The 13769-nt window shown below is 73.5% G+C and carries 10 protein-coding genes; 3 read left to right on the plus strand and 7 right to left on the minus strand.

Going from position 1 to position 13769, the window contains the following annotated elements:
* Window positions 1-130: 130 nt before the first annotated feature.
* The 7 genes from GSY65_RS15435 to rsmI form a co-directional block, all read right to left on the minus strand.
* A complete protein-coding gene (locus GSY65_RS15435) occupies window positions 131-1489 on the minus strand; it encodes an acyltransferase family protein (protein ID WP_159768635.1) in 1359 nt (452 codons plus the stop codon).
* Window positions 1490-1585: 96 nt separating this feature from the next.
* On the minus strand, window positions 1586-2488 hold the full coding sequence (locus GSY65_RS15440) for a 4-(cytidine 5'-diphospho)-2-C-methyl-D-erythritol kinase (RefSeq protein WP_159768638.1): 903 nt from the start codon (window positions 2486-2488) through the stop codon (window positions 1586-1588).
* Complete coding sequence (gene rsmA, locus GSY65_RS15445) at window positions 2485-3414, minus strand: 16S rRNA (adenine(1518)-N(6)/adenine(1519)-N(6))-dimethyltransferase RsmA (RefSeq protein WP_236579800.1); 930 nt, start codon at window positions 3412-3414, stop codon at window positions 2485-2487. The genes GSY65_RS15440 and rsmA overlap by 4 nt, the downstream gene beginning before the upstream one ends.
* 469 nt (window positions 3415-3883) lie before the next feature.
* Window positions 3884-5263 carry a ubiquitin-like domain-containing protein gene (locus GSY65_RS15450; RefSeq protein WP_328707496.1) on the minus strand — a complete coding sequence of 460 codons (1380 nt, stop codon included), beginning with the start codon at window positions 5261-5263 and terminating at the stop codon, window positions 3884-3886.
* A gap of 156 nt (window positions 5264-5419) precedes the next feature.
* On the minus strand, window positions 5420-6322 hold the full coding sequence (locus tag GSY65_RS15455) for a TatD family hydrolase (protein ID WP_159768641.1): 903 nt from the start codon (window positions 6320-6322) through the stop codon (window positions 5420-5422).
* An 88-nt stretch (window positions 6323-6410) separates the two neighbouring features.
* On the minus strand, window positions 6411-6872 hold the full coding sequence (locus tag GSY65_RS15460; RefSeq protein WP_159768644.1) for a hypothetical protein: 462 nt from the start codon (window positions 6870-6872) through the stop codon (window positions 6411-6413).
* A gap of 376 nt (window positions 6873-7248) precedes the next feature.
* Window positions 7249-8097: a 16S rRNA (cytidine(1402)-2'-O)-methyltransferase gene (rsmI, locus tag GSY65_RS15465; RefSeq protein ID WP_159768647.1), complete on the minus strand. Its 849-nt coding sequence runs from the start codon at window positions 8095-8097 to the stop codon at window positions 7249-7251.
* A 106-nt stretch (window positions 8098-8203) separates the two neighbouring features.
* On the opposite strand from rsmI, the gene GSY65_RS15470 reads away from it, so the two are divergent.
* From GSY65_RS15470 to GSY65_RS15480, 3 genes are all read left to right on the plus strand, one after another.
* On the plus strand, window positions 8204-9943 hold the full coding sequence (locus GSY65_RS15470) for a dolichyl-phosphate-mannose--protein mannosyltransferase (RefSeq protein ID WP_159768650.1): 1740 nt from the start codon (window positions 8204-8206) through the stop codon (window positions 9941-9943).
* A 272-nt stretch (window positions 9944-10215) separates the two neighbouring features.
* Window positions 10216-11853: a penicillin-binding transpeptidase domain-containing protein gene (locus GSY65_RS15475; RefSeq protein ID WP_159768653.1), complete on the plus strand. Its 1638-nt coding sequence runs from the start codon at window positions 10216-10218 to the stop codon at window positions 11851-11853.
* Window positions 11854-12140: 287 nt separating this feature from the next.
* Window positions 12141-13763: a penicillin-binding transpeptidase domain-containing protein gene (locus GSY65_RS15480; RefSeq protein WP_159776002.1), complete on the plus strand. Its 1623-nt coding sequence runs from the start codon at window positions 12141-12143 to the stop codon at window positions 13761-13763.
* Window positions 13764-13769 lie beyond the last annotated feature (6 nt).

The raw sequence follows: 13769 nt of genomic DNA on the forward strand, positions 1-13769 counted from the left end.
CCCGCCGACGGACCCCTCGGCCCCGAGCTAGTGCCGCGTCAGGCAACGTTCGCGCTGTCGCGACGCCCGGCACGCACTCTCGCCGCACCGGACGCCGCTCCTCGACGGGCAAACGTTGCCTGCCGCGGCACTAGGACGTGCCCCTGCCGACGCGCTCCACGAGCAGCCACCCCGCGAGGGTCATCCCCACCGCCACCGGTGCCGTCACCTGGACGGCGATCAGCAGGGCCGTCCGTCCCTCGAAGAGTCCGCCGAAGCCGACCATCGACAGCCCGAGGACCCCGAACAGGCAGAGGGTCACGCCGAGGGCCGCGGCCGGTCCCCCGTATCCGGCGTGCGGCGCCGGACCGGCGGGATGCCTCCGCTCGCGGCGCGCGGCGGGCCGTTCGAAGCCCCGGAACGCGGCCACCAGCACGGCCGTCAGGACGGCCGCCGCGGCGAGCCGCAGGGGCAGCTGGGCCCACCAGGCACCCGACGCGGGGGCGGGCAGGTCCGTGTCGAGGGCGAGCAGCACGCCGTACACGCCGAGCATCGCGGTCAGGTGCCACAGGAACGCCGTCATCGAGATGCCGTTGGCCGCCACGACCGCCCGCCACACCTTCGGCCGCTCCAGCCATCGCGTGACCGGCCCGCGCACCCGTTCCACCGCGCCGACCAGCCACACCCCGTGGCAGAGCAGCGCGAAGGTCGGCGGCGCCATGTTCGACACCTTCTCGCCGGGCATCCCCACCATCGACAGCGGGTACGGCCCGTACGCCACCAGCAGCGCGGCCCCCGCGAGGCCCGCCCCGGCGAGCAGGTACGGCCGCGTCAGCATGCCGTCGGCGCGCAGGAACCCGAGCTGGTGGACGGCGAGCCAGACGAAGGCGAAGTTCAGGAACTCGACGTACGGCACACCGAGCGCGAAGCGCAGCACGTCCACGGCGGCGGCCGCCGCGACCAGCCCGCCGAACACGCCCCACCCGCCTCGCTCGTGCAGCCTGAGCAGCGGCGGCGTGAACGCCACCATCGCGAGGTAGATCCCGATGAACCACAGCGGCTGCGCCACGAGCCGCAGCGCCACGTCGAGCAGTCCGCCGCCCTGTCCCGCGAGGTGCAGGAGGACGGCGGCGGCGCCCCACACCCCGATGAACACCATGGTGGGCCGCAGCAGCCGCTGGAGGCGGGCGCGGAGGAAGGCCGGGTAGACGGACGCGGCCCGCGGGGCCTTGCGGCTGAGGGAACGGTAGGAGAGGGCGTGCGAGAAGCCGCCGACGAAGAAGAACACCGGCATGATCTGCAACGCCCAGGTGAGGATCTGCAGCCGCGGCTCCACGGCGAGGAGGTTGCCCACCTCCACCCGGCCGTCGCCACCGGTCGTCACGGCCGCCATCAGCCAGTGGCCGAGGACGACCGTGCCGAGCGAGGCGACCCGCAGCAGGTCGACGTACCGGTCACGGCTGGACGGGGTGGCGGCGGCGAGTGCGCTCGCGCTGACGCTGGCAGTCATGGGAGTACCGTCGCGCGGGCGCCCGGTGCGCGGGCAGCGCTCAGGTACTCAAGTCCGCTCTGAGTACGTGCGGTTGGGCCCCGCGGGAGCCGGGACTCAGCGCAGGATCGTCGCGCCCGGCGCCGGGGAGGCAGCCACGCGGGCCGCCTCGCACACGCCGGCGGCGAGGAGACCCTCGGCCACGGAGTGCGCCGAGGCGGCGTCGCGGACGAGGAAGGCCGTGGTCGGCCCCGAGCCGGAGACGAGGGCGGCGAGCGCCCCGGCCGCCCGGCCCGCTTCGAGGGTGTCGGCGAGTTTCGGGAACAGGGACAGGGCGGCGGGCTGGAGGTCGTTGGAGCCGGGCAGGAACGCCGCGAGGGCGTCGGCGTCGCCCTTGTCGAGCGCGTCGAGCAGCGTCTGGGACGCGACGGGCTCGGGCACCTCGTCGTTCTCGTGGAGCCGGTCGAACTCCCGGTACACGGCCGGGGTGGAGAGTCCGCCGTCCGCGACGGCGAACACCCAGTGGAAGGCGCCGCCCACCTCCAGCGGCCTCAGCCGCTCGCCGCGCCCGGTGCCGAGCGCCGCCCCGCCCACCAGGCTGAACGGCACGTCGCTGCCCAACTCGGCGCAGATGTCGAGGAGTTCCGCGCGGGACGCGCCGGTCCCCCACAGGGCGTCGCAGGCGACCAGCGCGCCCGCGGCGTCCGCGCTGCCGCCGGCCATGCCGCCCGCGACGGGGATGTCCTTGGCGATGTGCAGCCGTACGGCCGGGTCGATGCCGTGGCGCGCGGCGAGGGCGAGCGCGGCCCGCGCGGCGAGGTTGGTGCGGTCCAGCGGGACCTGGTCGGCGCCGGGACCCTCGCAGGTGACGGTCAGTTCGTCGGCGGGGGTGGCGGTGACCTCGTCGTACAGGCCGACGGCGAGGAAGACGTTGGCCAGGTCGTGGAACCCGTCGGGGCGGGCGCCGCCGACCGCGAGCTGGACGTTGACCTTGGCGGGCACGCGGACGGTGACGCTCACGACGGACGGGACTCCTCGGTGGACAGGGCGTGCGGGGCGAGCCGGGCGGTGTCGGGGGCGTCGGGGCCGGCGCGGTTCTCGGCGATCGCGGCGAACTCCTCGACGGTCAGGGACTCGCCACGGGCCTGCGGGGAGACACCGGCGGCGACGAGCGCGGCCTCGGCGGCGGCGGCGGAGCCCGCCCATCCGGCGAGGGCGGCGCGCAGCGTCTTGCGCCGCTGGGCGAACGCCGCGTCGACGACGGCGAAGACCTCGGCCTTGGGCGCGGTCGTCCTGACCGGTTCGGTGCGGCGGACGAGCGAGACGAGGCCGCTGTCGACGTTCGGCGCCGGCCAGAAGACGTTCCGTCCGATCGCTCCGGCCCGCTTGACCTCCGCGTACCAGTTGGCCTTCACCGAGGGGACGCCGTACACCTTCGAGCCGGGCCCGGCGGCGAGCCGGTCCGCGACCTCCGCCTGCACCATCACCAGGGTGCGCTCGATGGTGGGGAACGTGTCCAGCATGTGCAGCAGCACGGGGACCGCGACGTTGTACGGGAGGTTCGCGACGAGAGCGGTGGGCGCCGGGCCGGGCAGCTCGGCGACGTGCATCGCGTCCGAGTGGACCAGGGCGAAACGGTCGGCGCGGGCCGGCATCCGGGCGGCGATCGTCGCGGGCAGCGCGGCGGCGAGGACGTCGTCGATCTCGACGGCGGTCACCCGGTCGGCGACCTCCAGCAGCGCGAGTGTCAGGGAGCCGAGGCCCGGTCCCACCTCCACGACGACGTCGTCCGGGCGGACGTCCGCGGTGCGCACGATCCGGCGCACCGTGTTCGCGTCGATCACGAAGTTCTGGCCGCGCTGCTTGGTGGGCCGCACACCGAGCGCTGCCGCGAGTTCGCGGACGTCGGCGGGGCCCAGGAGGGCGTCGGGGGTGGGGCTGCTCACGTGCACCAGGGTACGGGGGCCGGGCGCCTCACAGGTCGGGGGTGCGGGTTCGTCGGCGGGTGCGGGTGGGTGGGGGCTGGTCGCGCCCACGCGGCGGAGCCGCATGTGTCAGCGCCCCGCGCCCCTGAAGAGCGACCGGGGCTGCGCCCCGCGCTTCTCATGAAGGGCGGGCCGCAGGCCCGTTCCCTTCAGGGGCGCGGGGAACTGCGCGAGAAACCACGACGCACCCGCACCCGCACCCGCACCCGCACCCGCACCCGCACCCGCCGACGAACCCGCACCCCCGAGTCACTAGTGCCGCATCAGGCAACGTTCGCCCCGTCGTGACGCCCGGCACGCACTCTCGCCGCACCGGACACAAGCCCACGTACATCCAGCACGAGGACGTGCGCCCGGCACGCCGAGAGCACGCACCCAAACGCCGCTCCTCGACGGGCGAACGTTGCCTGCCGCGGCACCAGGCGCACCCTCACCCCCGGAGCCGCGCCCCGCAATGGGGCCACGGGCTCGCCCCCCGCTGCACGTACAGCTTCTTCGCGCGGAGGGTCTGTTCGGCCGCCGACGCGTCCTGGGGGCGGCCCTGGCCCCCGAGGCTCTGCCAGGTGTGCGTGTCGAACTGGTAGAGCCCCCCGTACGTGCCGGACGGGTCCACCGCGTCGGGCCGGCCGCCCGACTCGCACGCCGCCAGGGCCGCCCAGTTCAGCCCGTCCGCCCCGGCCACGGACGCCGGCAGCCGCCTCGTCCCCACCTTCACGATCCGGTCCTGCGGCTCCCGCACCACCTCGGTCCGCATCAAGCGGGGCCGCTGGGCGACCCCGTTGACCGTGCGGAGCGCGTACGTGACCCGCCGGGTCCCCGGCCGGCCGGGGCGCTCGACGACCTCGGTGCCCTGGAACAGCGAGGGGTCGTCGGTGCGGTGCACCCGGAACGGGATCGGCTCCTCCCGGACCTCCGTCGAGCCGGTCACCCGCAGCACGGTCACGGTCTGCCCGTCGCGGGGGAAGCTCGTCGGCGGGACGGAGGTGGTGTCCTGTCCGCGCAGGGTGACCCCGGCCTCCGCCACGGCCTCCCCGACCGTCGCCGCGTTCGTGCGGATCGTGCGCGTCCGCGCGTCCGCCAGGACGGTCACGGTCCGCTCGGTGCGGACGTCCAGTTCCAGGCCCGCGCGCCCGATCCGCTGGGAGCGCGAGGTGGAGACGTACGCGCCCTCCGCGCGCACCCCGAGCTGCCGGAGCGCCCCGTCGACCGTGCGGGCGGTCGTCCACACCTCGCGCCGTTGGCCGTCGAGGGTGAGGCGGACGGGCCGCCCGTAGTGCACGGTGACCTCGTCGCCGCTGGTCAGGGCAGTTCCGGGGGCGGGGGCGACGACGTCGTGGGTGCCGAAGGTCACGCCCTCGTCGGCGAGGAGTTCGGTGACGTCGTCGGCGAAGGTGTGCAGGGTGCGCGGCTCGCCGTCGACGGTCAGCTCGATCGCCTTGTCCTTCGCCACGAACGCGGAGGTCCCGCCGGCGAGGAACGCCACCACCAGGGCCTGCGGCACCAGCCGCCGCAGCGAGCCCGGCCGGTCGGCGGCCCGTCTGCGGCGCACCGCCCGCCGGGAGCCGTCACGGCTGCCGGGCGCCGCCGGGAGGCCCGCCCCGGCGTCCGGTCCGGAGTCCGGTCCGGAGTCCGGTCCGGCCTCGTAGGCGGGGCGGTACGTGTCACCGGGGACGCCGTGGGCCCCGTGGACGCCGTACGGCAGGGTCTCCGCCTCGTGCGGCTGCGGGCGCGGCGGCTCGGGGGTTTCGTACGTCCGCGGGGTGTCGCAGGTCTCGTACGGCGACGGCGGTGAGGACTTCACGTTGCTCACGACGACACGCTCCAGCGGCGATCCGGGTCCGGGTCGGGCGACGTGAACCTAGCGGACGGCGGTCACCCTCCCAAGCAACGCGGTCACGCAGTGTCGCGACACGTGGCCGCTCATCATCTTTTCGCGTCCCCCGGACGGATGACGGAGCGTGATCCGTCAGTAATCGAACGCCCTCGCCGTGTTCGCCGCGATCGCCGTCGCCAGGGCGTCCTCGTCGATGCCGCGCACCGCGGCCATGGCCCGGACCGTGACCGGAATGAGATACGGGGCGTTGGGCCGTCCGCGGTACGGCGCGGGCGTCAGGAACGGCGCGTCGGTCTCCACGAGGACGAGTTCGAGGGGGGCGACGGCGAGGGCGTCGCGCAGCGGCTGCGCGTTCTTGAAGGTCATGTTCCCGGCGAAGGACATGAAGTAGCCGTGCTCGGCGCAGATCGCGGCCATGTCGGCGTCGCCGGAGTAGCAGTGGAAGACGGTCCGCTCGGGCGCGCCCTCCTCCTTCAGGACGCGCAGCACGTCCTCGTGGGCGTCGCGGTCGTGGATGACCAGGGCCTTGCCGTGCCGCTTGGCGATCTCGATGTGCGCGCGGAACGACCGCTCCTGGGCGGCCTTGCCTTCCGGGCCGGTCCGGAAGTAGTCGAGTCCCGTCTCGCCGACGCCCTTGACCTGCGGCAGCGCGGCCAGCCGGTCGATCTCGGCGAGCGCCTCGTCCAGGGCGGCGTCACCGCCGGCGGCGCGTGCGCCCTGCCGGGACCAGCCGTCGGGGTCGCCGTGCACGATGCGCGGGGCCTCGTTGGGGTGCAGCGCGACGGTGGCGTGGACCGCGTCGTGGCGGGCGGCCGTCTCGGCGGCCCACCGTGAGCCCTTGACGTCGCAGCCGACCTGCACGACCGTCGTCACCCCCACGGAGGCGGCCTTCGCGAGGCCCTCCTCGACGGTGCCGGACTGCATGTCCAGATGGGTGTGCGAGTCCGCGACGGGCACCCGGAGCGGTTCGGGCAGCGGGGGCGCGGCGTTCTTGTCCTGCGGGGCGGAGGCGGTGCCGGAGTCGTTCGAAGGCATGCCCCGATCCTACGAATCGCGGGATCGGGGCATGCCCTCCAGGCTCGCCGGGGGAGGGGCGGCTCGCCTCACACCGGACCGCCGCCGGTCAGCTCGCCTTGCGGTGGAAGGGGTGCAGGAGGTCGGAGAGGTGCCAGTGGTGGTGCCCGGCGGCCCGCTCGGCCGCCTCGCCCGACGTCGCCGACCGGTCCGACGGGGCCGCCTGGGTGCCGCCGGTCTCCGTCTCGTCGGAGGCGGTCTCGGCCGGGCGGGGCTTCGGCACGGTCCGGCGCCGCTCGGCGTCCCGCACCGAGGAGACCTGGCCGGCGCGCATGATCCGCACGACATGGCCGTCGCAGTTCTGGCAGGTGGGCCGTGACAGCGGCGACGGCACCACATGACCGTCGGCCACGTACATCACGAAGTCGTGCCCCTGGGCGTCGTCGTGGTGCTCTATCTCGTACGACTGCTCCCAGCCGTGCCCGCAGCGCATGCAGGCGAACGAGTACGACTCGTGAACGACAGCGGTGGCGGTGCTCCGCAGTACGGCCCGCTCTGCGATCTCGGTCATGCCGGCTCCTCTTGTCCGCTGGACCGTGAGGACCGTGTCCGTCCTCTCGACCAGTGGACGCCCGGAACGGGGCCGAACGCACCCGACCTGCCGTCTGTTGAAGCCGATTTGGCCTCCCCTTGTGGGAAGGCCGTCCGTCCGAGACCCGCGCTTTGCGTGGCTTTACCGGGACATGGGAGCGGCCCCTCGGAGTGCGGCGGAATGGGGGCAGATCGCGGCCCTGAGAAGCGACCGGGGCAGCGCCCCGTGCTTTTCGACGGCCCGTCATTGAAGGCAGGGCCGCAGGCCCGAAGCCCTCAGGGGCGCGGGGAACTGCGCGAGAAACCACCCGCCACCCGCACCCGGCAACGAACCCGCACCCTCTGCGGCGCCCCCGCTACGGTGCCTCCCGCTTCGCCGCGACGACCGCGTCGAAGACCTCCCGCTTCGGCACGCCGGCCTCCACCGCCACCGCGGCGATCGCCTCCTTGCGCCGCTCCCCCGCCTCCTCCCGCACCCGCACCCGCCGGACCAGTTCGGCCGCGTCGAGTTCCTCGGGTCCCTTCTCGAGCGCGCCCTCGACCACGACGGTGATCTCGCCGCGCACCCCCTGAGCCGCCCACGCGGCCAGCTCGCCGAGGGGGCCCCGCTTGATCTCCTCGTACGTCTTGGTCAGCTCGCGGCAGACCGCGGCGCGGCGCGCCGTGCCGAAGACCTCGGCCATCGCGGTGAGCGTCGCGTCGAGCCGGTGGGGGGCCTCGAAGTAGACGAGGGTGCGGCGCTCGTCGGCGACCTCGCGGAGCCGGCCGAGCCGTTCGCCCGCCTTGCGCGGCAGGAAGCCCTCGAAGCAGAAGCGGTCGACGGGCAGACCGGACAGGGCCAGCGCGGTGAGCACGGCGGACGGGCCGGGTACGGCGGTGACCCGGATGTCCTTCTCGACGGCCGCCGCGACCAGCCGGTACCCGGGGTCGGAGACCGACGGCATCCCCGCGTCCGTGACGAGCAGCACCCGCGCGCCCCCGGCCAGCGCCTCGACCAGCTCCGGGGTGCGTGCCGCCTCGTTGCCCTCGAAGTACGACACGATCCGGCCGCCCGGCTGCACGCCCAGCGCCTGCGTGAGGCGGCGCAGCCGCCGGGTGTCCTCGGCGGCGATCACGTCCGCGCCGCTCAGTTCCTCGGCCAGCCGGGGCGGGGCGTCCGCGATGTCGCCGATGGGAGTACCTGCCAACACAAGGATTCCTGTCACACCCCCATCCTCCCAGCCGCCTTCCGGGGCGGACGAAGCGCGGGAGCGACGGGGCCACATCCGCGACGCATGGGACTCCCACAGCGGTGTTCCCTACGATGGCGCGGTGACCAGTACCGCGTCCTCCACGGACACCCGGCAGGACCAGGCCACCGAAGACCAGCGGCCGTCGTGGCAGCAGCGGCTGCGCCGTTTCGGCTACTCGGCGCCGCGGAGCATCGACGTGAGCGCCCGGCTCGTGCCCCCGTACACCAGGCCCGGCCCGCGTTTCTGGGCCTCGATCGGGGTGGGCAAGGGACTCGCCGAGCGCCTGGTGCGCTGGTCGGCGTGGGGCGGTCCGCTGCTGGTGACGCTGGTCGCGGGGCTGCTGCGGTTCTGGCACCTGGGCAGCCCCAAGGCGGTGATATTCGACGAGACGTACTACGCCAAGGACGCGTGGGCGATCGTCCACCGCGGGTACGAGGTGAACTGGGCCAAGAACGCCAACGAGCTGATCCTCCAGAACAACGGGAACGTGCCGATCCCCACGGATCCGGCGTACGTGGTGCACCCGCCGGTCGGCAAGTACGTCATCGGCCTGGGCGAGCTGATGTTCGGGTTCAACCCGTTCGGCTGGCGCTTCATGACGGCCGTGCTCGGCACGCTGTCGGTGCTGATGCTGTGCCGGATCGGCCGCCGGATCTTCCGCTCGACGTTCCTGGGCTGCCTGGCGGGCGCCCTGATGGCGGTGGACGGGCTGCACTTCGTGATGAGCCGCACGGCGCTGCTCGACCAGGTGCTGATGTTCTTCGTGCTGGCGGCCTTCGGCTGTCTGGTCGTCGACCGGGACAGGGCACGCGCACGGCTGGCGGCGGCCCTGCCACGGGACGGCGACGGGGTGGTGCGGCCGCACCCGCTCGTCGCGGAGACGACCCGGCTCGGCTGGCGACCGTACCGGCTGCTGGCGGGGCTCTGCCTCGGCCTGGCCTTCGGCACCAAGTGGAACGCCCTGTACTTCCTGGTGTTCTTCGGGATCATGACGGTGCTGTGGGACTACTCGGCGCGCAAGGTCGCCGGTGCCCGTCAGCCGCTGATCGCGACGCTCCAGCGCGACCTGGGCTGGGCCTTCCTGTCGACGGTCCCCGTGGTGATCGTCACCTACCTGGTCTCGTGGACCGGCTGGATCGTCTCCCCGGACGACGGCACCGGCGGCTACTACCGCAACTGGGCGGCGACCGAGGGCAAGGGCGGCTGGTTCGCCTGGCTGCCGGACTGGCTGCGCAGCCTGTGGCACTACGAGCACGCGGTCTACGAGTTCCATGTGGGCCTGTCGTCGCCGCACACGTACCAGTCGAACCCGTGGAGCTGGATCATCGCCGGCCGGCCCGTGTCGTACTTCTACGAGTCGCCCCCGCCCGGCACCGACGGCTGCCCGGCCGACACCGTCGACAAGTGCGCCCGCGAGGTCCTCGCCATCGGCACGCCGCTGCTGTGGTGGGCCGCCGCGTTCGCGACCCTCTACGTCCTGTGGCGCTGGTTCTTCCGCCGCGACTGGCGGGCCGGCGCCATCGCCTGCGGGATCGCCGCCGGGTACCTCCCCTGGTTCCTGTACCAGGAGCGGACGATCTTCTACTTCTACGCCGTCGTCTTCCTGCCCTTCCTGTGCCTGGCGGTGGCGATGCTGGTCGGCGCCGTCCTCGGCCCCGCGGCGGCCCCCGAACGCCGGCGCGTGGCGGGCGCCGCCGCGGCGGGCGTGCTCGTGCTCCTCATCACCTGGAACTTCATCTACTTCTGGCCCCTGTACACCGGACAGCCGATCCCGATCGACGGCTGGCGTTCACGGATGTGGCTGGACACCTGGGTCTAGCGACCCGGGGATGAGCGGGGCGTCTCGCTGGGCGCGCCGCGCCGCGCCCCGCCGCGCCCCGCCTCCACCCCACCCACGTCCCGCCTTGGTCCGCATCGTGATCGGTGTTCGCGTACGCGGATGGCCGTCCCGGCTAACGATTCGGGGAACACCCGCCCCGCCCGCCTCCCCTCGCGCCTACAGTGAGGCGCGACACGCGATTTCTGAACATGTTCAAAGCGGGCCCCGGTCAGGCGCCGGGACCGCTCACGGGGAACGAACGGGGAGAGATCATGCGCAAGGGGGCCAAGGTCGCCGTGGTCGGCGGAGTGCTCGTGGTGATGGTGGGGGGCGCCGGGTACGGGGCGTACACCTTCCTCGACGCGCTGAACGACGGGACGGGCACGGAGCGGCGGACGGGGCCGCCGAGTTCCGACGAGGTCGCGCGGACCACGGAGAAGTTCTTCGCCGCGTGGGAGAAGGGCGACGCGACGGCGGCGGCGTCGCACACCAACGACGCGGCGGGCGCGGGCACGTTGTTCGGGCAGTACGTCGGTGCCGCGCGGATCGGCGAGGTGCGGATCACCCCGGGCGAGCCGACCGGGGCGGGCGGCCGCACCGTTCCGTTCTCGGTGCGGGCGACGGTGTCCTACCAGGGGAAGACCGAGAAACTCGCGTACCGGAGCCGGCTGACCGTGGTGCGCGGCAAGACCACCGGGCGCGCCCTGGTCGACTGGGCGCCGTCCGTCGTGCACCCGGACCTCAAGAAGGGCGACGAGCTGTACACCGGGGAGGCCGAGGCGCCGCCCGTCAAGGCCGTGGACCGTGACGGCGTCGTCCTGACGAAGGAGAAGTACCCCTCCCTCGGGCCGATCCTGGACACCCTGCGCGAACGCTACGGCGACAAGGCGGGCGGCACCCCCGGGATCGAGCTGGCGATCCGGCACACCGCCACGAACGCCGCCGACACCCCCTTGCTGACCCTCGCCGAGGGCCGGGCGGGCGAGTTGGAGACGACGATCAGCGCGAAGACGCAGGCCGCCGCCGAGAAGGCCGTCGCGAAGTACGCCGAGTCGTCCGTGGTCGCGGTCAAGACCGGCACCGGTGAGGTGCTGGCCGTCGCCAACCACCGCGACGACGCCTTCAACGCGGCGTTCGAGGGGGAGGTCCCGCCCGGCTCCACCATGAAGATCCTCACCGCCGCCACGCTCATCGACAACGGCGTGGCCACGATGAACGGCCCCGCGCCCTGCCCCGACACCGCGACCTGGCAGAGCCAGACCTTCAAGAACCTGCCGGGGATGCGGGCCGACGAGTCGTCCGGCGCGACGCTCGCCACAGCGTTCATGCGGTCCTGCAACACGGCCTTCATCAAACTGATCGACGAGGACCCGATGAACGACGCCTCGCTGACCGAGGAGGCGCAGGAACGGTTCGGGCTGGGCAGGAACAACTGGAAGACCGGCATCACCTCCACCGACGGCACGGTGCCGGCGTCCTCGGGACCGGACCGCGCGGCCAACGCCATCGGGCAGGGCGAGGTCACGATGAACCCGCTGAACATGGCGTCGGTCACGGCCACCGCGATCACCGGCGAGTTCCGCCAGCCGTACCTGGTCCCGCCCGACCTGGACGACCGCGAACTGGCCACGGCACGGGGCCTGGACCCCGCCACCGCCTCGCAGCTCAAGCAGATGATGAAGCTGACCGCGACATCGCCGCAGGGCACCGCCGCCCGCGTGATGTCCGGGCTGACCGGCGACATCGGCGCGAAGACCGGCTCCGCGGAGGTCGACGGTCAGGACGTGGCGGACAGTTGGTTCACCGGCTTCCGCGACGGTGTCGCCGCGGCGGCGATGGCGCAGGCCGGGGGCCGCGGGGGCGAGGCGGCGGGCCCGATCGTGGTGGAGGTGCTGAGGGCCGGCGGCTGACGCGCGGTTGCCCGCGCGGGAAACCGCGCACCACCCGCACCTGCCGCCTCACACTCACCCCCAACCCCTGAGGCACCGGGCCCCGAAGCTCTAGGGTGGGGGTCCTCGTTGTGCGCAACGAGAGGCAACCGCAGCGGAAGGTCGGGAGCGTGGGAAAGAGAAGGCGTGTCGACGGTCGCAAGTCGGCGAAGCCGGCACGGCCGGACTCGGCGCACGGGACGGCGCCCTCCGCGCCGGCGCGGTCGGACGGGGCGAAGTCACCGGCGAGGTCACGGCGGCCCGCCGTCCTGGCCGGCGCGGCGGCCGTCGCGCTCGGCGGCGGCGCCTTCGCCGTGTACTCGGTGTTCGGCGGCGGCGCGTTCGCCGAGGACCGTTCGTCCAGGGCGGGCGACGCGAAGCCCGTGAAGACCGGCCCGCTGTCCGCCGCCGAGGTCCGGACCGCCACGACCGCCTTCCTCACCGCCTGGCAGAAGGGCTCCGTCGCCAAGGCCGCCGCCGCCACGGACGACTCCGCGGCGGCGCGCGCCGCGCTGACCGGCTTCGCCGAGGACGCCCGAGTCAAGGACGTCACCCTCACCCGCGGCAAGCGCGCGGGCGCCGAGGTCGCCTTCTCGGTGAAGGGCACGGTGTCGTACAAGGGCACGGACAAGCCGCTGTCGTACACGTCGTCCCTGACCGTCGTACGGGCCGAGAAGGACGGTGAACCCGTCGTCGCCTGGCGGCCGTCCGTCCTCCACCCGGACCTCGGCGAGGGCGACCGGCTGGTCACCGGTGAGGCGGGCACGCCTCCGGTGAAGGCCCTGGACCGGGACGGCGGCGAACTGACGGCGAAGAAGTACCCGTCGCTGGGCACGGTCCTGGACGGGCTGCGGGAGAAGTACGGCAAGAAGGCCGGCGGCACGGCGGGCGTCGAACTGCGCGTGGTGCGCGCGAAGGCCGAGAAGGGCAGGAAGAAGAACGCCGACAAGACGCTGCTGGAGCTGAGCGAGGGCACACCCGGCGAGGTGAGGACGACGCTCAGCCCGTCCCTCCAGGCCGCCGCCGAGCAGCAGGTGAACACCAGGAAGCGGGCGTCGGTGGTCGTGATGCGCCCGTCGACCGGTGAGATCCTGGCCGTGGCCAACTCGGGGCACGGCTTCAACGTCGCCTTCCAGGGCTCCCTCGCCCCCGGCTCCACCATGAAGATCGTGTCGTCGGCGCTGCTCATCGACAAGGGCCTGGCCTCGGCGAACAAGGTCCACCCGTGCCCGAAGTACTCGTCGTACGGCGGCTGGAAGTTCCAGAACGACGACAAGTTCAAGATCAACGGCGGTACGTTCAAGGCGAGCTTCGCCCGCTCCTGCAACACCGCCTTCATCTCTCAGGCGAAGAAGCTCGACGACGACTCGCTGACCCTGGAGGCCCAGCAGGTCTTCGGCCTCGGCATGAACAACTGGGCGGTCGGCGTGCCGACCTTCGACGGCTCGGTGCCGGTGCAGAGCGCCGCGCCGATGGCCGCCTCGCTGATCGGGCAGGGCGGGGTGCGGATGAACCCGCTGAACATGGCGTCCGTGGTGGCGACGGCAAAGACGGGCGTCTTCAAGCAGCCCTACCTGGTCGCCCCGTCCGTCGACGGCCGCACCCTCGCGACCGCCTCCCGGCCCATGTCGGAGACCGTCCGCTCCCAGCTGCGCGAACTCCTGCAGTACACCGCGGCGGCGGGTACGGCGGCCGAGGCGATGGCGGGCCTCGGCCCCGACTACGGCGCCAAGACGGGCTCCGCGGAGGTCGACGGCCAGGAGGAACCCAACGGCTGGTTCACCGCGTGGAAGGGCGACCTGGCCTCCGCCGGCGTCGTCCAGGAGGGCGGCCACGGCAGCGAGTCCGCGGGCCCGATCGTGGCGGCCCTCCTCAGGGCGGGCAGCGGCTGAGCCCGG

Source organism: Streptomyces sp. HM190, from assembly GCF_009857135.1.
Taxonomy (GTDB): Bacteria; Actinomycetota; Actinomycetes; order Streptomycetales; family Streptomycetaceae; genus Streptomyces; species Streptomyces heilongjiangensis.

Bases quoted from the DNA above. Each gene is read 5' to 3' on its own strand.
- GSY65_RS15435 (WP_159768635.1), bottom strand. From the start codon at position 1,489: ATGACTGCCAGCGTCAGCGCGAGCGCACTCGCCGCCGCCACCCCGTCC.
- GSY65_RS15460 (WP_159768644.1), bottom strand. From the start codon at position 6,872: ATGACCGAGATCGCAGAGCGGGCCGTACTGCGGAGCACCGCCACCGCT.
- GSY65_RS15455 (WP_159768641.1), bottom strand. From the start codon at position 6,322: ATGCCTTCGAACGACTCCGGCACCGCCTCCGCCCCGCAGGACAAGAAC.
- GSY65_RS15475 (WP_159768653.1), top strand. From the start codon at position 10,216: ATGCGCAAGGGGGCCAAGGTCGCCGTGGTCGGCGGAGTGCTCGTGGTG.